Raw genomic sequence first — 18,660 nt, forward strand, 5'->3', positions numbered from 1 at the left:
CGCCGCCCTGCCGCGCCACGTCGCCGAGGACCTCACCGACCGTTCGTCCCCGAGGCGGCCACCTGCCGGTCCCGTCCGGCCCCGGAGTCGGCGTCGAGCCGCCTCCGGACGCCCGGCGCAGGTTCACCCGACGGTGACGGAAGCCGTACGCGGCACAGGGCACAGGCCCCGGTCACGTTAGATTGAGGGCGTGCTCTCACGTCTCACGCGTCTCCAGGCCGTAGCCGTCTGCGCCGTACCCGTCGTGGCCCTGCTGGCCACGGCGGTGTTCGCGCCGCTGCCGTTCTCCGTGGCGCAGCCCGGCATGACGGCGAACGTGCTCGGTGAGAACAGGGGCAGCAAGGTGATCACCGTCTCCGGTGCGCCGGTACGGCGGACCACCGGGCAGCTGCGCATGGTGACCATCGCGGCGACCGGGCCGGACGCCCGGGTCACCCTCGGTGACGTGTTCGGCAGCTGGTTCCGCACCGACCGCGCGGTGATGCCGCGCGACGCGGTCTACCCGAGCGGTGACACCGTGCAGGAGATCGAGAAGCACAATGAGGCCCAGATGAAGCAGTCCCAGGACGCGGCGACCCAGGCGGCGCTGAAGTACCTCGGGCTGAGCGCCGACAAGGTCCGGGTCAGCCTGAAGCTCGCCGACGTGGGCGGGCCGAGCGCGGGGCTGCTGTTCACCCTGGGCATCATCGACAAGCTGCACGGCAACGGCAGCGGCGGCGACCTCACCGGCGGCCGCACCATCGCCGGCACGGGAACGATCGACGCCTCCGGGAAGGTCGGCGCGGTCGGCGGGGTGGCTCTGAAGACGCAGGCCGCCCGGCGGGACGGCGCGACCGTCTTCCTGGTCCCGAGGGCCGAGTGCGCCGACGCCAAGGCGGAACTCCCCAAGGGCCTGCGCCTGGTCCCGGTCAGCACGCTCAAGGGCGCGGTGAACGCCCTGGACACGCTGGACACCGGCAGAGGTTCCGTACCGGGCTGCTAGGGCGTGTTTCGAAAGTCCCGTCTGGTCCGCGACGCCTGGCACGGCACCTCGCCGCGTTGTCGGGATCGTCCACGTACGCCCGGTACGAGGACGACCCTCCGCCTTGCGATGCACCGCACCAGACGCCGCGGACCCCGCCCTCCGGGCGGACGACGCTACTTTCGAAACACGCCCTAGTGCCGCCACAGGCAACGTCCGCCCCGTCGCGACGCCCGGCACGCTCCCCCACTGCCTCAAGGGCGTGGGAGGTGCCCCCACTCGCCGCACCGGGCACAAACCCAAGTACCTCCAGTACGAGGGCTTGCACCCGGCACGCCGAGAGCACGCACCGGACGCCGCTCCTCGACGGGCAAACGTTGCCTGCCGCGGCACCAGGTGTGCGTCCCGGGACCGGCCTACGTCCCTTCCGCGCTGTCCGCGGCAGCCTGTTCCACCAGGGGGATGATCCGCAGCGGAACGGGGTTCTCCATGACGATCGCCGTGGAGGCCCGGACGATGCCGTCGAAGCCGACGACGCGGTCGATCACCCGCTGGAGATCGGCGTTCGAACGGGCCACCAGCCGGCACAGCATGTCCCCGCTGCCGGTGGTGGTCAGCAGCTCCAGCACCTCCGGCACGGTCGCCAGGTGCGCCCGGACATCGGCTCCTTGGCCCTGGCGGATCTGCAGCGTCGCGAACGCCGTGACCGGATAGCCGAGGGCCGCCGGATCCACCTGCGGGCCGAATCCGCGGACGACCCCGTTCGACTGAAGCCGGTCCAGTCGCGCCTGCACCGTGCCCCGCGCGACGCCCAGCCGCCGGGACATCTCCAGCACGCCGATGCGCGGCTCCCGGGCGAGGAGCACGATGATCCGCCCGTCCAGACGATCGATGGCCACGGCAACCTCCAGGGGGTGGGCATCGTGTACAGAAATACCGCCTAAACGGCCGTACTGCTGAACACATTGCCCAGTGAATACGCGAACTATTGCGCACCTTGCAGAGCGGGGCCACGCTTCCGCCATGACGCAGACCACACACCACACTCCCGACACCGCACGGCAGGCCGACCCCTTCCCGGTCAAGGGAATGGACGCGGTCGTCTTCGCCGTGGGCAACGCCAAGCAGGCGGCGCACTACTACTCCACCGCCTTCGGCATGAAGCTCGTCGCCTACTCCGGACCGGAGAACGGCAGCCGCGAGACCGCCAGTTACGTGCTCGAGAACGGCTCCGCCCGGTTCGTGTTCACCTCGGTGATCAAGCCGAGCAGCACCTGGGGCCACTTCCTCGCCCGGCACGTGGCCGAGCACGGCGACGGCGTCGTCGACCTGGCCATCGAGGTCCCCGACGCCCGCGCCGCCCACGCCTACGCCGTCGAGCACGGCGCGAAGAGCGTCGCGGAGCCGTACGAGCTGAAGGACGAGCACGGCACCGTCGTCCTCGCCGCGATCGCCACCTACGGCGAGACCCGGCACACGCTGGTCGAGCGCTCCGGCTACGACGGCCCCTACCTGCCCGGTTACGCCGCCGCAAGGCCGATCGTCGAACCGCCCGCGCAGCGCACCTTCCAGGCGATCGACCACTGCGTCGGCAACGTCGAGCTCGGCAGGATGGACGAGTGGGTGGCCTTCTACAACAACGTCATGGGCTTCACGAACATGAAGGAGTTCGTGGGCGACGACATCGCCACCGAGTACTCGGCGCTGATGTCGAAGGTCGTGGCCGACGGCACGCTGAAGGTGAAGTTCCCGCTCAACGAGCCCGCCATCGCCAAGAAGAAGTCCCAGATCGACGAGTACCTGGAGTTCTACGGCGGCCCCGGCTGCCAGCACATCGCGCTGAACACCAACGACATCGTCCAGACGGTGCGCACCATGCGCGCGGCCGGCGTCGAGTTCCTCGACACCCCGGACTCCTACTACGACACCCTCGGCGAGTGGGTCGGTGACACCCGGGTGCCGATCGAGACCCTGCGCGAGCTGAAGATCCTCGCCGACCGCGACGAGGACGGCTATCTGCTGCAGATCTTCACCAAGCCGGTCCAGGACCGGCCTACGGTGTTCTTCGAGATCATCGAACGGCACGGCTCGATGGGCTTCGGCAAGGGCAACTTCAAGGCCCTGTTCGAGGCGATCGAGCGCGAGCAGGCCAAGCGCGGCAACCTCTGAGCAGGGCGGCCTGCTGGTAGGCGCAGAGGACGGCCACGGCGCGCGCTCGCCGTGGCCGTCTCGCGCGAGTGGAAAGCGGTGCCGGGCACAGCTCCCGCTCGTGCCGGTCGGTGGGCTGACGGAGCCCGGACAGGGTGCGGCTCGGCGGGATCTCCAGGAACCGGGCCCCTTGGCCGGCCCAGGGGGCGTGCGGTGACGGCGTCGGCACGCGACGACCACGGGGACCACCGAGGGCCGCCACAGCCGCACGGCGGTCCGGGAGACCGGTGGCCGGAACACGCGCGGGCGCCGCACGGCCGGCCCGGACGCGCACCGCGGGCCGAGCGACGCCCCGCTCCCGGCGGAGCGGACGGGGGCCCGGCGGGGTTCACACCGATGGCCGGGAGTGCGAACCTTGTGATCATGAGCCGTATCGAAGCCCCACGCGACGAGGCGACCGGCAACCTCACCGACCGGCTCCTGGCCGGCCTGCCCGCCGAGGCCGTCCTCACCGACCCGGACGTCACCGGCGCGTACGCCCACGACATGGCGAGCTTCTGCCCGGCCGGCGCCCCCGCCGTCGTCGTCCTGCCGCGCACCGTCGAACAGGTCCAGCACGTCATGCGCGTCGCGAGCGACCTGCGCGTGCCGGTGGTCCCGCAGGGCGCCCGCAGCGGTCTGTCCGGCGCCGCGAACGCCACCGAGGGCTGTGTCGTGCTGTCCCTCACCAAGATGGACCGCATCCTGGAGATCAGCCCCGTCGACCGCATCGCCGTGGTCGAGCCCGGAGTGATCAACGCGACCCTGTCGCGTGCGGTCGCGGAACACGGCCTGTACTACCCGCCGGACCCCTCCAGCTGGGAGATGTGCACCATCGGCGGCAACATCGGTACCGGCTCCGGCGGCCTGTGCTGCGTGAAGTACGGGGTCACCGCCGAGTACGTGCTCGGCCTGGACGTGGTGCTCGCCGACGGCCGGCTGATGTCCACCGGCCGCCGTACGGCCAAGGGCGTCGCCGGCTACGACCTCACCCGCCTGTTCGTCGGCTCGGAGGGCTCGCTCGGCATCGTCGTACGGGCCGTGCTCGCGCTGAAGCCCAAGCCGTCGCAGCAGCTGGTGCTGGCCGCCGAGTTTTCCTCCGCGGCCACCGCCTGCGACGCGGTCTGCCGGATCATGGAAGGAGGCCACGTCCCCTCCCTCCTCGAACTGATGGACCGTACGACCGTCAAGGCGGTCAACGACCTCGCCCGCATGGGTCTGCCCGAGACCACCGAGGCGCTGCTGCTGGCGGCCTTCGACACCACGGACCCGGCCGCCGACCTCGCGGCCGTCGGTGCCCTGTGCGAGGCCGCCGGCGCCACCGAGGTCGTCCCGGCCGAGGACGCGGCCGAGTCCGAGATGCTGCTCAAGGCCCGGCGGCTCTCGCTGACCGCGCTGGAGGCGGTCAGGGGCACGACGATGATCGACGACGTGTGCGTGCCCCGCTCGCGGCTCGCCGCGATGCTGGAGGGCGTCGAGCGGATCGCCGCCGAGTACGACCTGACCATCGGCGTCTGCGCGCACGCCGGCGACGGCAACACCCACCCCACCGTCTGCTTCGACGCCCGGGACGACGACGAGTCCCGGCGGGCCCGCGAGTCCTTCGACGAGATCATGGCCCTCGGCCTGGAACTCGGCGGTACGATCACCGGCGAGCACGGCGTCGGTGTGCTGAAGAAGGAGTGGCTCGCCCGGGAGATCGGCCCCGTCGGGGTCGAGATGCAGCGGGCCGTGAAGCAGGCCTTCGACCCCCTCGGCATCCTCAACCCGGGCAAGCTCTTCTGAACCGGGGCTCACCGGGCGAGCAACTGGTCGGGCGCGTCGTCGATGCCCAGCTGCCCGCCCTCGGTCCCCGGCGGCACGGCCCGCAGCGTCCGCTCCAGCCAGGCCGACACCTGCGGGACCGGGGCCTCCAGCAGCGCGTTCCCGTCCGGGGAACCGAGCGCCATCAGTACGACGCTGCGCCCGTCCGCCTTCGTCGGCCACGCCCGCACGTCCCCCTGCCCGCACGGCCGGAACACGCCCTCCACCAGGAGGTCCCGGGCGAATGTCCGGTTGACGGGGCGGTCCGAGTCGATGTGGAAGGAGATGTGGACGGCGTACGGATCGTCGGACCGGTAGCTCAGCCGGGCCGGCACCGGGATGCTCCGCTCCGGCGACAGGACGAGCCTCGTCTCCAGCTCCCGCTCCACCACGGTGTGATGCATGATCTGCGTCTCCTTTCCCCTGGGGGCCGCTCGGACCGGGCCCGCGCAGAGAGGGAGCGGGCAGGGGCTGCGCCATGACGCGGGTCGGGAGGAATTCTTTTCGCGGACGCATGAGACCTCGGTACGGCGTTGCCCGGAAAGGGGTGGGTCCTGCGGGACTGGCGCTGTAGGCGGCCGCGGTCTGATAGATGTGGAGGCCCCCATCCCACCCCCGAGCAGATACGGGACGACGGACATGAGCGCCCCAACCCCGGCCCCAGGTGACGACAGGCCCCGCGAGGGCTACTACCCGGACCCGTCCATCCCCGGATACGTCCGGTACTGGAACGGCGCCTCCTGGGTGCCCGGCACCAGCCGCCCGGCGCCGAAGGACGGCGAACGGCTCACCCCGCCGCCCGGCGTCCGCCCCGCGGTCCCGGCCGTCGAGGAGACGGGCCCCCACTTCTTCGACGAGGACCCGCAGCCGATGCCCTCCGCGCAGGACGGCGCGGGCGCCTGGACAGCCGACGCCCAGGGCGGTGCGGGTGCCTGGAGCACCGGCGCGCGCGGCGACACGGGGCACGCCGGGTACGGCGATCAGGGCGCCGCGGGGCAGGCGGACGCCGGTGGCACGCACCGGCAGGACGGTACGGGCGGCCAGGCGGGACCCGGCGGCCAGGATGCCGGTCGGTCCGCTGCCGGTGGTCATGGTGACGGTGCCGGGCGGGCCGTTGGCGGCGCCGATCCGCGGGTGCCGTCGGGCTCGTTCCGGCCGGGCGGCGAGGGCGGCACCCCCGCCTCCGGGGAGGTCGACGACCAGGACCCCGGCGGCACCTTCGTCTTCCGCCGCCCGGTCCCGGGACCCGCGGCGGTCAAGGACGACGGCACGATGACGTTCCGCCCGGTGCCGGGCCAGGGCGGGCGGGGCGCGCGGCCCGCGTCCGGCCCGCCGCCCTCCGGCTCCCCGGCCTCCGGCGCGGACGCCGCCGCGGCCTCAGGCTTCGGCCCGCCCGGCGCACCCCAGGGCCCCGGCTTCGCCTCGCCCGCCGCCGGCACGGGAGGCTTCGGACCGCAGGGTCGCGTCGGTTCACCCGCCTCACCGGCCTCGTCCACCCCGCCGTCCGCCGCCGACCCCGCCGCCAAGCCGTCGGCAGGCCCCGGCTTCGGTGCCGGCAAGGCCGCCGCCGCCCGCGCCACCGCCGCGCAGACACCCTCGGAGGCCCAGCCCGGCCAGCCGGCCCAGGCGGCCATGGCTCCGTCGGTGCCCGCGCAGGGCGGTGCCCCGGTCACCCCGGTGACCAGCGGGCCCGGTGGGGGGCAGGCGTCCTGGGCGCAGCAGGTGCACCAGCTGGCCGGCGGCGAGGAGCCGCCGGTGGCGCCGTGGAAGCCGCCGGTGGAGGACCCGTTCCAGGCGGCCGCCCGCAGGCAGGCCGCCGCGCGTCCCGCCGGGCTGGGCAAGCGGTTCGTCGCCCGGCTGATCGACACCCTGATCGTGGGCGCCGTGACGGCCGCCGCCGCCGTACCGCTCGGCCTCAGGGCGGCCGACCACATTCGGCAGAAGATCGACGCGGCCAGGCTGTCCGGCCGCGAGGTCACCGTCTGGCTGCTCGACGGCACGACCGGTACCAGCCTCGGCATCGTGCTCGCCGCCCTGCTGCTGGTCGGGGTCTGCTACGAGGTGCTGCCGACCGCCAAGTGGGGCCGCACCCTCGGCAAGAGGCTGCTCGGTCTCGAGGTCCGGGACATCGAGGCGCACGAGCCCCCGACCTTCGGCCGGGCGCTGCGCCGCTGGCTGGTCTACAGCGTGCCGGGGCTGCTCGGTATCGGGATCGTAGGGGTGCTGTGGTGCCTGTTCGACCGGCCCTGGCGCCAGTGCTGGCACGACAAGGCGGCCCACACCTTCGTCGCGGGCTGAGCCCGGCGCCGCGGCGCGCTTCGGCACCGGCGTACTCCGTCCGGCGGTCCGCCGGATGCGGAGCCGGGGCGTTCGCGGTCCACTCGGGCCATGAGCAGCGAACCGCCCCCCGGCTCCGGAGAGCAGCCCCCCGAGGACGACCCGTTCAGGAAGCGGCCCCCGTCGGACCAGGGGTCGGGCTCGCCGTACGACACTCCGTACGACGGCGCCGAGCAGCCCCCTCCGCCCGGCGGCGCGGGCCCGCAGCCCCCGCCCCCCGGCGGCGGCCAGCCACCACCTCCGGGCGGCTGGCCGCCACCTCCCGGAGGTGAGCAGCCCCCTCCCTACGGTGGCGGCCAACCTCCTCCCTACGGTGGCGGCCCCTACGATGGTGGTCCGTACGATGGTGGCCCTTACGGCACCGGCCCCTACGGCGCGGGTGCCGGCGGTTATCCCACCGATCCGCTCGCCGGCATGCCCCCGCTCGCCGACAGCGGCAGGCGGACGCTCGCGCGGATCGTCGACATGGTCCTCGTCGGGATCGTCGTCTGGCTGCTGACCTGGGCGTTCGGGGTGCGCGAGTACACCGTCGACGACGACCACGTCGAAGTCGGCCGGTCCGTCGCGCAGTCCGTCGTCGCCGCCGTGCTGTACATCGCCTACGACACCTTCATGATGAGCCAGTACGGCCAGACCCTGGGCAAGAAGTGGTTGCGCATGCGGGTGGCGAACCTGGACAACGGCGCCACCCCCTCGGTGCAGACCAACCTGGTCCGCGCCCTGGTGCTGTGGGTGCCGTTCGCCTTCTGCTGCGCCTGCATCTGGACGGCGATCTGCGGCGGCTGGAGCTACTTCGACAGGCCCTACAAGCAGGGGCTGCACGACAAGGCGGCCAAGACGGTGGTGGTCAGCACCGGTTGAGCACCGGTGCCGCACACGAAAGCGGCGGCTGCGTGAGAGGCACGGAGCCGCCGCTTTCGTCTGCGTGCGTGCCGTTCACAGGGCCGTGGAAACCGGCTGCTCCTGGGGTGCCGGCTCGGCGGACTCGGCCGGCGCCTCGGTCGTGCGTGCCTGCGGCAGCGGCACCGTCATCGCCACGAGGAGCCCGAGGGCCAGCGCCGCGAGGGCGATGACGGTGACCCCGAGGCCCGAACTCGTCCGGGACAGCAGCAGCATGGCGAGCGTCGAGAAGATCACGGTGCACGAACCGTAAACGAGCTGTGCGGCGGTCGGACGAGGCATGGCAATCGTGTCCTCGGAAGTCTTCGGGGGATTCTTCTCTTCGGATGAGGGCGCCATTCGACTCTCTTCGCGTGCATGCCCGAGCCGGACACCCGGTAAGCGTGGCCTAACCCACGGTACCGGTGCACAGGGGGCGCACGGAGTCATGGGGTGGAGGCATAGGCCGCGAGCAGATTCGTAAAGAAATCGTCGGCTGGGCGTAGTGCAATCGACCTGAGCAAGTCAAGATCTGTCTTTTCTTCCCAACCTCTAGTCAAATGACGTCACTTGGCATGCGCCGAACAGGCGCAGGGGAGGAACTCAAGTGACCAGCAGATCCTGGACGTTCCGAGCGGCCGCGATCGGCGTGACGCTCGCGGCGGCCTCCGCCACGTTCGCCACGTTCGCCGTCGCGGAGGCGAGCACCCAGGCCCCGTCCGCGGCCGTCCACCGGCACGACCCGGCCCCGGTGAGGCAGCGGGCGCACGACCTCGACGGCCCGCTCAGCAGGACCCGGGAGGCCCAGCGCCGTGAGGCGCTCAGCCGGCTCATCTCGGGCAGGGCCGAGGCGCAGGAGCGCGACGGCTCCAAGGTGGTGGCGCTCAAGAGCCGCAAGGGCCGGAGCAAGTACGTCGAGCTGAGCCGCGAGAAGACCGACAAGATCTTCACGATCCTGGTGGAGTTCGGGGACAAGACCGACCCGAAGTACGGCGGCACGCCCGGCCCGCTGCACAACACCATCGCCGCGCCCGACCGCGAGCAGGACAACTCCACGGCCTGGCAGAAGGACTACAACCAGAAGCACTACCAGGACCTCTACTTCGGCACCGGCAGGAAGACCGAGTCGCTGAAGAAGTACTACGAGAAGCAGTCCTCGGGCCGCTACTCGGTCGACGGCGAGGTCACCGACTGGGTCGAGGTCCCGTACAACGAGGCCCGTTACGGCAACGACGCCTGCGGCCAGACCAACTGCCCGAGCGTGTGGAGCGTGGTCAGCGACGGCCTGACGGCCTGGGTGGCGCAGCAGAAGGCGGCCGGGAAGACCGACGCCGACATCAAGAAGGACCTCGCCCAGTACGACCAGTGGGACCGCTACGACTACGACGGCGACGGCGACTTCAACGAGCCCGACGGCTATGTCGACCACTTCCAGATCGTGCACGCCGGTGAGGACGAGTCCGCGGGCGGCGGCGCCCAGGGCACCGACGCGATCTGGGCCCACCGCTGGTACGCCTTCGGCACCGACGCGGGCGCGACCGGCCCCGCCGACAACAAGCTCGGCGGCGCCCAGGTCGGCGACACCGGCGTCTGGGTCGGCGACTACACCATCCAGCCGGAGAACGGCGGCCTCGGCGTCTTCGCCCACGAGTACGGCCACGACCTCGGCCTGCCGGACGAGTACGACACCGCCGGCGGCGACAACTCCACCGGTTTCTGGACCCTGATGTCCTCCGGCTCCTGGCTCGGCACCGGCAAGGAGTCCATCGGCGACCTGCCGGGCGACCTCAACGCCTGGGACAAGCTGCAACTGGGCTGGCTGAACTACGACGTCGCCAAGGCCGGCGCCCAGTCCACCCACAAGCTGGGCCTCGCCGAGTACAACACCTGGGACAAGCAGGCCCTCGTGGTCACCCTGCCGGACAAGGCGGTCACCACCACGATCACCCAGCCGGCCGAGGGTTCGACCCAGTGGTGGAGCGGCAGCGGCAACGACCTGAAGAACACGCTGACCCGGTCGGTCGACCTGACCGGAAAGTCCTCGGCGAAGCTCGACCTGGACGGCTGGTGGGCCATCGAGGACGGCTACGACTACCTGTACGCCGAGGTGTCCACCGACGGCGGCGCCCACTGGACCGCCCTGGACGGCACGGCGGACGGCCAGGCCCTCCCGCGTGACGGCAGCGGCAAGTCGGCGCTCACCGGCTTCTCGCAGAGCCACAAGAAGCTCTCGTACCCGCTCGACGCGTACGCGGGCAGGAAGATCGACCTGCGCTTCCGCTACGCCACCGACGGCGGTGTCGCGGAGAGCGGCTTCACCGCCGACGAGATCACCGTGACCGCCGACGGCACGCCGGTCTTCTCGGACAACGCCGAGTCGCAGGACGCGGGTTGGACCCCGAACGGCTTCTCCCGCATCGGCGCGTCCTTCACCAAGGACTACGAGCAGTACTACATCGCCGAGGACCGGCAGTACGTGTCGTACGACAAGACCCTGAAGGCCGGCCCGTACAACTTCGGCTTCGCCTCGCGTCCCGACTGGGTGGAGCACTACCCGTACCAGAGCGGCCTGTTGATCTGGAAGTGGGACACCTCGCAGGCGGACAACAACACCAACAGCGCGAACGGGCACCCGGGTTCGGGTCTGATCCTGCCGGTCGACTCGCACCCGAAGGCGCTGAAGTGGTCCGACAGCACGCCGATGCGCGGCCGCATCCAGGCCTACGACTCACCGTTCAGCCTGTACCGCACCGACGGCATCACGCTGCACAAGGCGGACGTCCCGACGGTGATCAAGGCGTCGAAGGGTGTTCCGATCTTCAACGACCACACCAGCACCTACTACGACCCGTCGAACCCCGCCGCGGGCGTGCAGGTCACTGACACCAACACCAAGATCGCGATCGTCAAGGAGACCGGAGACGGCTCGACGATCTTGCTCAAGGTCGGCCCCGCAGTGAAGTAGTCCACATTTCCGCAGGTCAGGTGCGTATCGGCGGCAACCCCTTGGCGGGTCGCCGCCGATCGTGTTTAGGTGCGTCCTGTGGACCGCTTATTGACACCGACCGAAACGGGGATGTGACCGCATGGCCGCTGGAGGCTTCTGCAAGATGCCGAACGGGACGGTCGTGGTGGCGCTGAACCTGCCCTACGACTCCGCCGGGGTGCGGGTCCTGGTGCACGCCCAGAACCGCGCCCGAGCCCTGACCAGACTCCGCAACCTGGGGTTCCGCGCCATCTACCTGCGGGGGAACGCCGCACCCCCGACCCCGGACGAGATCACGGCGGTACTGCACCATCCGGACGGCCTGATATGGCGCACGGCCCCGGCCGGCAACGGTGTCACGGTGAACGAGCTGTGGCACCCGATCAGAGCGCTGCTTCGCAGGTCAGCGGTGGTGCAGTGACCCCTGGCGCCCGTCGTCGGATTCCCGTCCGCCCCGCGCGCCCGGCACGCCGATGATCACTGCACCTGGCCGCTGACCACCGGCTTGCCCGTCAGTTCCACGCCCGCCTCGCGCAGCTCCTCCAGCGCCCGCTCCGTCGTCTCCGGGGCGACTCCCGCCGTGAGGTCCAGCAGCACCTGGGTGCGGAAGCCCTCCCTGGCGGCGTCCAGGGCGGTGGCCCGTACGCAGTGGTCGGTGGCCACACCGACCACGTCGACCTCGTCGATGTGGCGGGCGCGGAGCCAGTCGGCCAGGGGCACGCCGTTCTCCTCCTTGCCCTCGAAGCCGCTGTAGGCGGCCGAGTACTCGCCCTTGGAGAAGACCGCGTCGACCGCGCCGGAGGCGACGGCGGGGGCGAAGTTGGGGTGGAAGCCCACCCCCTCCGTGCCCGCGACGCAGTGCGCGGGCCAGGAGTGGACGAAGTCGGGATCGTCGGCGAAGTGACCGCCGGGCGCGATGTGGTGGTCCCGGGTGGCCACCACGTGGCGGTATCCGGATCCCGCGGCCTGACCGATCAGCTCGGTGATGGCGGCGGCCACATCCGCACCCCCGGCCACCGCGAGGCTGCCTCCCTCGCAGAAGTCGTTCTGCACGTCTACGACGATCAAGGCGCGGCGCATGGCGGGTGTCCTTCGACTGAGGTTGAGTAACTGAGCCTAGAGACTTACGGGCCCGTACGGGAGAGGGCGGCGGACGAGGGCGGACGGCGGTCCCGCTTTAGCTACCCGAGTGCTCGGAGACGTACTCCGTCGGAATGACGGGTTCCCCTCGGGAGAGCTGGGTCGCGGACAGCGGCAGGTTCGCGCGGGCGGCCCTGTGGCGGTCCCGGGGCACGTCCAGCGGCTCGCGGGCGACGACGTCCCCGGCCTTGACCAGCTGGACCAGCAGCTGCCGCTCTTCCAGCTCCGCCGGCACCGGCCCGGTGCCCACGACCTCGGCCTCCGCGACCCCGTCCTCGTCCAGTCGGCGCGCCGCCCACTTGCGGCCGCCGATCGAGGTCTTGCCCCCGCTGGACTTCTTCGCGACCGGCACCGTCGGCGCCTTCGGGTCGCCGGACTCGGCGCGGGCGACCAGCTTGTAGACCATGGAGCAGGTCGGGTGCCCGGAGCCGGTGACCAGCTGGGTGCCGACGCCGTACGCGTCCACGGGGGCGGCGGCGAGCGAGGCGATCGCGTACTCGTCCAGGTCGGAGGTGACGACGATCTTGGTGTCGGTGGCGCCCAGCTCGTCCAGCTGCTGTCGGACCCGGTGCGCGACGAGCAGCAGGTCGCCGGAGTCGATGCGGACGGCGCCCAGCTCGGGGCCGGCCACCTCGACCGCGGTACGGACGGCCTCGGCGACGTCGTAGGTGTCCACGAGCAGGGTGGTGCCCCGGCCGAGGCTGTCGACCTGGGCCCGGAAGGCGTCCCGCTCGCGGTCGTGCAGCAGGGTGAAGGCGTGCGCGGAGGTGCCGACGGTCGGGATGCCGTAGCGGAAGCCGGCGGCCAGGTCGGAGGTGGTCGCGAAGCCGCCCACGTACGCGGCGCGCGCCGCGGCGACCGCGGCCAGCTCGTGGGTGCGGCGGGCGCCCATCTCGATCAGCGGGCGGTCACCGGCGGCGGAGGACATCCGGGAGGCCGCGGCGGCGATCGCGGAGTCGTGGTTGAGGATGGACAGGATCACGGTCTCGAGCAGTACGCACTCGGCGAAGGAGCCCTCGACGCGCATGATCGGGGAGCCGGGGAAGTAGACCTCGCCCTCGGGGTAGCCCCAGATGTCGCCGCTGAAGCGGTACTCGGCGAGCCACGTCAGGGTCTCCTCGTCGACGATCTCACCCTCGCGCAGGAAGCCGAGGACGCCCGCGTCGAAGCGGAAGTTCTGCACCGCGTCCAGGACCCGGCCGGTGCCCGCCACCACGCCGTAGCGGCGCCCTTCGGGCAGCCGTCTGGTGAAGACCTCGAACACGCTCCGCCGTTCGGCCGTACCACCCCTCAGAGCGGCCTGCAGCATCGTCAGCTCGTACTGGTCCGTGAAGAGCGCCGTCGACGGAACATCCACCGGCAGCCCAAGGTCCGCTGTGTTCATGGCAACGGATCGTACTCCCTTCTCGTCGGTGTGACGATTTCCGGGGGCCGTGGCAGCATGGGCAGTGTGACGTCACCCGCGCCCGTAGAGATCGAACGCACCGAGTCGGCGGAGGAGGTCTTCGCCGTACCCGAGCCCGACGTCCCCTGGGTCACCATCGTGCACAACGACCCGGTCAACCTCATGAGCTATGTGACGTACGTCTTCCAGACGTACTTCGGCTACTCCAAGGACAAGGCCACCAAGCTCATGCTCGACGTCCACCACAAGGGCCGGGCCGTCGTCTCCAGCGGGACGCGCGAGGAGATGGAGCGCGACGTGCAGGCGATGCACGGCTACGGTCTGTGGGCCACCCTCCAGCAGGACCGGAAATGACCCGACCCCGTCCGCAGGACCGGAAGTAGCGAACCCATTTACATGCCCGGACATTTCGAACCGCTCCCCGGCGGCGGCGCGGCCGTCGCGCTCGACGACGTCGAGATCTCGATCATCCGCTCGCTGGCCGTCCAGCTGCTGGAGCTCATCGGCCCCGGCCCCGGCGCTGACAGCCCGGAGGACCCGCTCGCGGAGCTGTTCGCCGACGGCCCGAGCGAGCCGCCCGCCGACCCCGTGCTCAAGAGGCTCTTCCCGGACGCGTACAACGATCCGGAGCACGCGCCCGCCTCGGCCTCCGAGGTCGAGGAGCGACAGGCGCACTCCGCCGAGTTCCGCCGCTACACCGAGAACGACCTGCGCGCCGGCAAGCGGGAGAACGCGCTCGCGGTGATCCGTGCCCTGGACGCCCTCGCCCCGGTGGGCGAGGGCGGGGCGGTGCTGAAGCTGGCGCCGGAGGAGTCCCGGCGGTGGCTCGGCGCCCTGAACGACCTGCGCCTCGCGATCGGCACCCGGCTGGAGATCACCGACGAGGACGACACCGATCTGCTCTACCGTCTTCCGGACGAGGACCCGCGCAAGCCGATGGTGATGGCCTATCTGTGGCTCGGCGGGCTCCAGGAGACCCTCGTCAACACGCTTATGACGTAATCCGGGCAGGTCGCGGTGCACGAGTGTTCGCTCAGCGGACGCTCAAACCCGCATAACGATCCCGTCACCGTTGCGGCCGGGTTCGCCCGTTCAGCGCACCTTCTGTCCGCTTCTTCCTGTGCGCTGCCCCACAGTCGACGCCTGCGATCACTTCTGCGGCCGTGATAGATCTTCACGACCGCCCGGCCGGCACCACCCATGTCCGGCCGGGTGCGCCACCGAGCCGACGACCGTCGGCCAGGCAACAACTCCAATCCGGGGGGATCGAAACCCGATCCGCGGCCGACGAAAGGCCCGGGTCGGCATGGAGAAAGGCGCACCACACATGACCTCAGCGCAGGTCGACCAGCATCGCGACGGCAAGGAAGCCGCGCCGGCCGACAGCGAGGGCGGCGAGGGATACCAGCGCGGGCTCGGGGCCCGGCAGATCCAGATGATCGCCATCGGCGGTGCCATCGGCACCGGCCTGTTCCTCGGCGCGGGCAAGGGCATTTCCAAGGCCGGACCCAGCCTGATCCTGGCCTACGCGGTCGCGGGCCTCGTCATCTTCCTGATCATGCGGGCGCTCGGCGAACTGCTGATGTACCGCCCGGTGTCGGGTTCGTTCTCGGAGTACGCGCGCGAGTTCGTCGGCCCCTTCGCGGGCTACGTCACCGGCTGGACGTACTGGCTGTTCTGGGTGGTCACCGGCATCACCGAGGTCACGGCCGCGGCCGCCTACATGACGTACTGGTTCGACATCCCGCAGTGGGTCTCCGCGCTGATCTTCACGGTGGTGCTGTACGGCGCCAACCTGATCTCCGTGAAGCTCTTCGGTGAGCTGGAGTTCTGGTTCTCCATGGTCAAGGTCACCGCGATCATCGGCATGATCCTGATCTGCGCCGGCATCCTGACGGTCGGCTTCTCCGACGCCGGCAGGACCGCGTCCGTGAGCCATCTGTGGAGCGACGGCGGCTTCTTCCCGCACGGCGTCGGCAGCACCCTGATGACCCTGCAGATGGTCATGTTCGCCTTCCTCGCCGTCGAGCTGGTCGGCGTCACCGCGGGCGAGTCCAAGAACCCGAGGACGGTGCTGCCGAGGGCGATCAACACCGTGCCCTGGCGCATCGCCGTGTTCTACGTCGGCGCGCTGGTCATGATCCTTTCCGTCGTGCCGTGGACCGAGTTCCACCCGGGCGTCAGCCCCTTCGTGGCCGCCTTCCAGAAGATGGGGCTTCCCGTCGGCGCCGGCATCGTCAACTTCGTCGTGCTGACCGCCGCGCTGTCCTCCTGCAACTCCGGCATGTACTCCACCGGCCGTATGCTGCGCGACCTGGCGCTCAACAGCCAGGGCCCGAAGTTCTTCACCAGGCTGACCCGCAGCGGCACCCCGCTGGTCGGCACCACGTTCTCCGCCGCGCTCATGCTGGTCGGCGTCTGGATCAACTACCAGTGGCCGGGCAAGGCGTTCGACTACGTCGTCTCCTTCGCGACCATCTCCGGCATGTGGGCCTGGATCGTCATCCTGGTCTGCCAGCTCCGCTACCGGGCCAGGGCCGACCGCGGGGAACTGCCGCAGAGCGAGTTCCGCGCGCCGGGTGCGCCGTACACCAGTGTCCTCGCGCTGGCGTTCATCTTCATGGTGATCGTACTGATGGGTATCGACAAGGACGCCCGGGTCTCGCTTTACTGTGCTCCGCTGTGGGCCGCGATCCTCGGCGTCTCCTACTGGGTGCTCAGGCGCCGCAATCCGCAGGCCGCGGCCTTCCGCAAGCGCTGACCCTCCCCGAGGGACGTCCAGCCGCACGGAGCTCTCGTGGCGCTCCGTTCGCGGCTGCCGCTCAGGACGTCCGCGATGCGGGCCGTTCCGTACCACCTCTCGGTACGGAACGGCCCGCGCGTCTCGCCCACCGCCCTGCCTGCTTATCCTGACCCACATGCTGACCATCACCCAGGCCCTCGTCGACCAGATCGTGGCCCACGCGCGCAAGGACCACCCCGACGAGGCGTGCGGCGTCGTGGCGGGCGCGGCGGGTTCGGACCGGCCCGAGCGCTTCGTCCCCATGCTGAACGCGGCGATGTCGCCGACGTTCTACGAGTTCGACTCCGGCGACCTGCTCAGGCTCTACCGCGACATGGACGACCGCGACGAGGAGCCGGTGGTCATCTACCACTCCCACACCGCCACCGAGGCCTACCCCTCGCGCACCGACATCTCCTACGCCAACGAGCCCGGCGCCCACTACGTCCTGGTCTCCACCCGCGACACCGACGACCTCGGCGACTTCCAGTTCCGCTCCTTCCGGATCGTGGACGGCGAGGTCACCGAGGAGGAGGTCAGGATCGTCGAGGCCTACTGAGAGCCCCCTGATCTCGTACTGCGGATGAAGTCTGTCCGGGATGCGGGATCACACTCCGGGATCCGGACCGGGAATCGATACGATGAGTCCATGGTTCTTACCGACGTGAGCGAGAAGGCGCCGGGCACGCTGCTCGTGGCGCGGCTGCACGTCGACCTGTGCAGGCTGAACAGCGCCATGTGTTGATCCACTTCCGCTGCCGCCGTCCGGCTGTGAGCCACGGCGCGGCCCCGCCGCGCGCCTGACCGAACCGACGACACCTTCCGACAGGAGCCCTGAGCCATGGCCATCGAGGTCCGCATCCCGACCATCCTCCGCACCTACACCGACGGTCAGAAGGCGGTGGAGGGCACCGGGAACACCCTCGCCGAGCTGTTCGCCGACCTCGAGACCCGGCACGCGGGCATCCAGGACCGCATCGTGGACGAGGGCAAGCTGCGCCGCTTCGTCAACGTGTACCTGAACGACGAGGACGTCCGCTTCATCGACGGCATCGACACCAAGCTGTCCGACGGCGACGCCGTGACGATCCTGCCGGCCGTGGCCGGCGGTAGGGCCTGAGACCCGGTATGCGCTACGACTCCCCGCTGGCCGCGGTGGGCAACACGCCCCTGGTACGCCTGCCGCGCCTCTCGCCGTCCCCCGAGGTCCGCATCTGGGCCAAGCTGGAGGACCGCAACCCCACGGGCTCGGTCAAGGACCGTCCCGCGCTGCACATGATCGAGCAGGCGGAGAAGGACGGCCGGCTCACGCCGGGCTGCACGATCCTGGAGCCCACCTCCGGCAACACCGGCATCTCCCTCGCCATGGCGGCCAAGCTCAAGGGCTACCGCATGGTGTGCGTGATGCCGGAGAACACCTCGCAGGAGCGCCGGGACCTGCTCGGGATGTGGGGCGCGGAGATCATCTCCTCGCCGGCCGCGGGCGGCTCCAACACGGCCGTGCGCGTGGCCAAGGAACTGGCCGCCGAACACCCCGACTGGGTGATGCTGTACCAGTACGGCAACCCGGACAACGCGGGCGCCCACTACGCCGGCACCGGCCCCGAGATCCTCGCGGACCTGCCCTCGATCACCCACTTCGTCGCGGGCCTCGGCACCACCGGCACCCTGATGGGGGTCGGCCGCTACCTGCGCGAGCGCAGGCCGGACGTGCAGATCGTCGCCGCCGAGCCGCGCTACGACGACCTGGTCTACGGCCTGCGCAACCTCGACGAGGGCTTCGTGCCCGAGCTGTACGACGCCTCGGTGCTCACCACCCGCTACTCGGTCGGCTCGGCCGACGCGGTCACCCGCACCCGTGAACTCCTGCAGCAGGAGGGCATCTTCGCGGGCGTCTCGACCGGCGCCGCCCTGCACGCGGCGATCGGCGTGGGTCGCAAGGCGGTCAGGGCCGGAGAATCCGCCGACATCGTCTTCATCGTGGCCGACGGCGGCTGGAAGTACCTGTCCACCGGCGTCTACACGGCGGCCACCACCGAGGAGGCCATCAAGACGCTGCAGGGCCAGCTCTGGGCCTAGGGCGTGTTTCGAAAGTCCCGTCTGGTCCGCGACGCCTGGCACGGCGCCTCGCCGCGTTGTCGGGATCGTCCACGTACGCCCGGTACGAGGACGACCCTCCG

At 70.8% G+C, this 18,660-nt stretch carries 19 protein-coding genes; 14 read left to right on the plus strand and 5 right to left on the minus strand.

Features of this window, described 5'->3' with window-relative positions; translation table 11 throughout:
* Window positions 1-190: 190 nt before the first annotated feature.
* Window positions 191-982 (plus strand): S16 family serine protease, encoded by a 792-nt coding sequence (locus AC5WRT_RS23305; RefSeq protein ID WP_496095460.1) that lies wholly within the window; start codon window positions 191-193, stop codon window positions 980-982.
* Between the two features lie 395 nt (window positions 983-1,377).
* Here the strand turns inward: AC5WRT_RS23305 and AC5WRT_RS23310 are convergent, their stop codons facing one another.
* Window positions 1,378-1,860 (minus strand): Lrp/AsnC family transcriptional regulator, encoded by a 483-nt coding sequence (locus tag AC5WRT_RS23310; RefSeq protein WP_496095459.1) that lies wholly within the window; start codon window positions 1,858-1,860, stop codon window positions 1,378-1,380.
* A gap of 124 nt (window positions 1,861-1,984) precedes the next feature.
* On the opposite strand from AC5WRT_RS23310, the gene hppD reads away from it, so the two are divergent.
* On the plus strand, window positions 1,985-3,130 hold the full coding sequence (gene hppD / locus AC5WRT_RS23315) for a 4-hydroxyphenylpyruvate dioxygenase (protein WP_496100575.1): 1,146 nt from the start codon (window positions 1,985-1,987) through the stop codon (window positions 3,128-3,130).
* A 396-nt stretch (window positions 3,131-3,526) separates the two neighbouring features.
* Window positions 3,527-4,933, plus strand: a complete 1,407-nt coding sequence (locus AC5WRT_RS23320) for an FAD-binding oxidoreductase (protein ID WP_496100581.1) — start codon at window positions 3,527-3,529, stop codon at window positions 4,931-4,933.
* Between the two features lie 8 nt (window positions 4,934-4,941).
* Here the strand turns inward: AC5WRT_RS23320 and AC5WRT_RS23325 are convergent, their stop codons facing one another.
* Window positions 4,942-5,355 carry an SsgA family sporulation/cell division regulator gene (locus AC5WRT_RS23325; protein WP_496095457.1) on the minus strand — a complete coding sequence of 138 codons (414 nt, stop codon included), beginning with the start codon at window positions 5,353-5,355 and terminating at the stop codon, window positions 4,942-4,944.
* 235 nt (window positions 5,356-5,590) lie between these two features.
* Here AC5WRT_RS23325 and AC5WRT_RS23330 point away from each other — a divergent pair, with 235 nt between their 5' ends.
* Together AC5WRT_RS23330 and AC5WRT_RS23335 are read left to right on the plus strand one after the other, a co-directional pair.
* Window positions 5,591-7,249, plus strand: a complete 1,659-nt coding sequence (locus AC5WRT_RS23330; RefSeq protein WP_496095456.1) for an RDD family protein — start codon at window positions 5,591-5,593, stop codon at window positions 7,247-7,249.
* 90 nt (window positions 7,250-7,339) lie between these two features.
* Window positions 7,340-8,149, plus strand: coding sequence for an RDD family protein (locus AC5WRT_RS23335; protein WP_496100576.1), 810 nt, complete (start codon window positions 7,340-7,342; stop codon window positions 8,147-8,149).
* A 75-nt stretch (window positions 8,150-8,224) separates the two neighbouring features.
* On the opposite strand, the gene AC5WRT_RS23340 is transcribed toward AC5WRT_RS23335, so the two are convergent.
* Window positions 8,225-8,470 (minus strand): hypothetical protein, encoded by a 246-nt coding sequence (locus AC5WRT_RS23340; protein WP_496095454.1) that lies wholly within the window; start codon window positions 8,468-8,470, stop codon window positions 8,225-8,227.
* A gap of 304 nt (window positions 8,471-8,774) precedes the next feature.
* Between AC5WRT_RS23340 and AC5WRT_RS23345 the strand changes: the two genes are divergently transcribed.
* The gene (locus AC5WRT_RS23345; protein WP_496100577.1) at window positions 8,775-11,132 is read left to right on the plus strand and encodes an immune inhibitor A domain-containing protein; all 2,358 of its coding nucleotides are present in this window, start codon (window positions 8,775-8,777) and stop codon (window positions 11,130-11,132) included.
* A 121-nt stretch (window positions 11,133-11,253) separates the two neighbouring features.
* Complete coding sequence (locus tag AC5WRT_RS23350) at window positions 11,254-11,574, plus strand: hypothetical protein (RefSeq protein WP_496095452.1); 321 nt, start codon at window positions 11,254-11,256, stop codon at window positions 11,572-11,574.
* A gap of 56 nt (window positions 11,575-11,630) precedes the next feature.
* On the opposite strand, the gene AC5WRT_RS23355 is transcribed toward AC5WRT_RS23350, so the two are convergent.
* Window positions 11,631-12,233, minus strand: coding sequence for an isochorismatase family protein (locus AC5WRT_RS23355; protein ID WP_496095451.1), 603 nt, complete (start codon window positions 12,231-12,233; stop codon window positions 11,631-11,633).
* 97 nt (window positions 12,234-12,330) lie between these two features.
* The gene (locus AC5WRT_RS23360) at window positions 12,331-13,677 is read right to left on the minus strand and encodes a nicotinate phosphoribosyltransferase (protein WP_496095450.1); all 1,347 of its coding nucleotides are present in this window, start codon (window positions 13,675-13,677) and stop codon (window positions 12,331-12,333) included.
* 57 nt (window positions 13,678-13,734) lie between these two features.
* Between AC5WRT_RS23360 and clpS the strand changes: the two genes are divergently transcribed.
* The 7 genes from clpS to AC5WRT_RS23395 all read left to right on the plus strand — a co-directional run bounded on the left by clpS (window position 13,735) and on the right by AC5WRT_RS23395 (window position 18,559).
* Window positions 13,735-14,052, plus strand: a complete 318-nt coding sequence (clpS, locus tag AC5WRT_RS23365; protein WP_097264689.1) for an ATP-dependent Clp protease adapter ClpS — start codon at window positions 13,735-13,737, stop codon at window positions 14,050-14,052.
* Window positions 14,053-14,094: 42 nt separating this feature from the next.
* Entirely contained in the window at window positions 14,095-14,700 is a 606-nt protein-coding gene (locus AC5WRT_RS23370) for a DUF2017 domain-containing protein (protein ID WP_496095449.1), read from the plus strand.
* Between the two features lie 325 nt (window positions 14,701-15,025).
* Complete coding sequence (locus tag AC5WRT_RS23375) at window positions 15,026-16,459, plus strand: amino acid permease (protein ID WP_496100578.1); 1,434 nt, start codon at window positions 15,026-15,028, stop codon at window positions 16,457-16,459.
* A gap of 157 nt (window positions 16,460-16,616) precedes the next feature.
* Complete coding sequence (locus AC5WRT_RS23380; RefSeq protein ID WP_496095447.1) at window positions 16,617-17,039, plus strand: M67 family metallopeptidase; 423 nt, start codon at window positions 16,617-16,619, stop codon at window positions 17,037-17,039.
* A gap of 90 nt (window positions 17,040-17,129) precedes the next feature.
* The gene (locus AC5WRT_RS23385; RefSeq protein WP_496095446.1) at window positions 17,130-17,225 is read left to right on the plus strand and encodes a putative leader peptide; all 96 of its coding nucleotides are present in this window, start codon (window positions 17,130-17,132) and stop codon (window positions 17,223-17,225) included.
* 96 nt (window positions 17,226-17,321) lie between these two features.
* Window positions 17,322-17,600 carry a MoaD/ThiS family protein gene (locus tag AC5WRT_RS23390; RefSeq protein WP_496095445.1) on the plus strand — a complete coding sequence of 93 codons (279 nt, stop codon included), beginning with the start codon at window positions 17,322-17,324 and terminating at the stop codon, window positions 17,598-17,600.
* An 8-nt stretch (window positions 17,601-17,608) separates the two neighbouring features.
* Window positions 17,609-18,559 carry a PLP-dependent cysteine synthase family protein gene (locus tag AC5WRT_RS23395; RefSeq protein ID WP_496095444.1) on the plus strand — a complete coding sequence of 317 codons (951 nt, stop codon included), beginning with the start codon at window positions 17,609-17,611 and terminating at the stop codon, window positions 18,557-18,559.
* Window positions 18,560-18,660 lie beyond the last annotated feature (101 nt).

It is taken from the genome of Streptomyces sp. NTD91 (assembly GCF_059510455.1).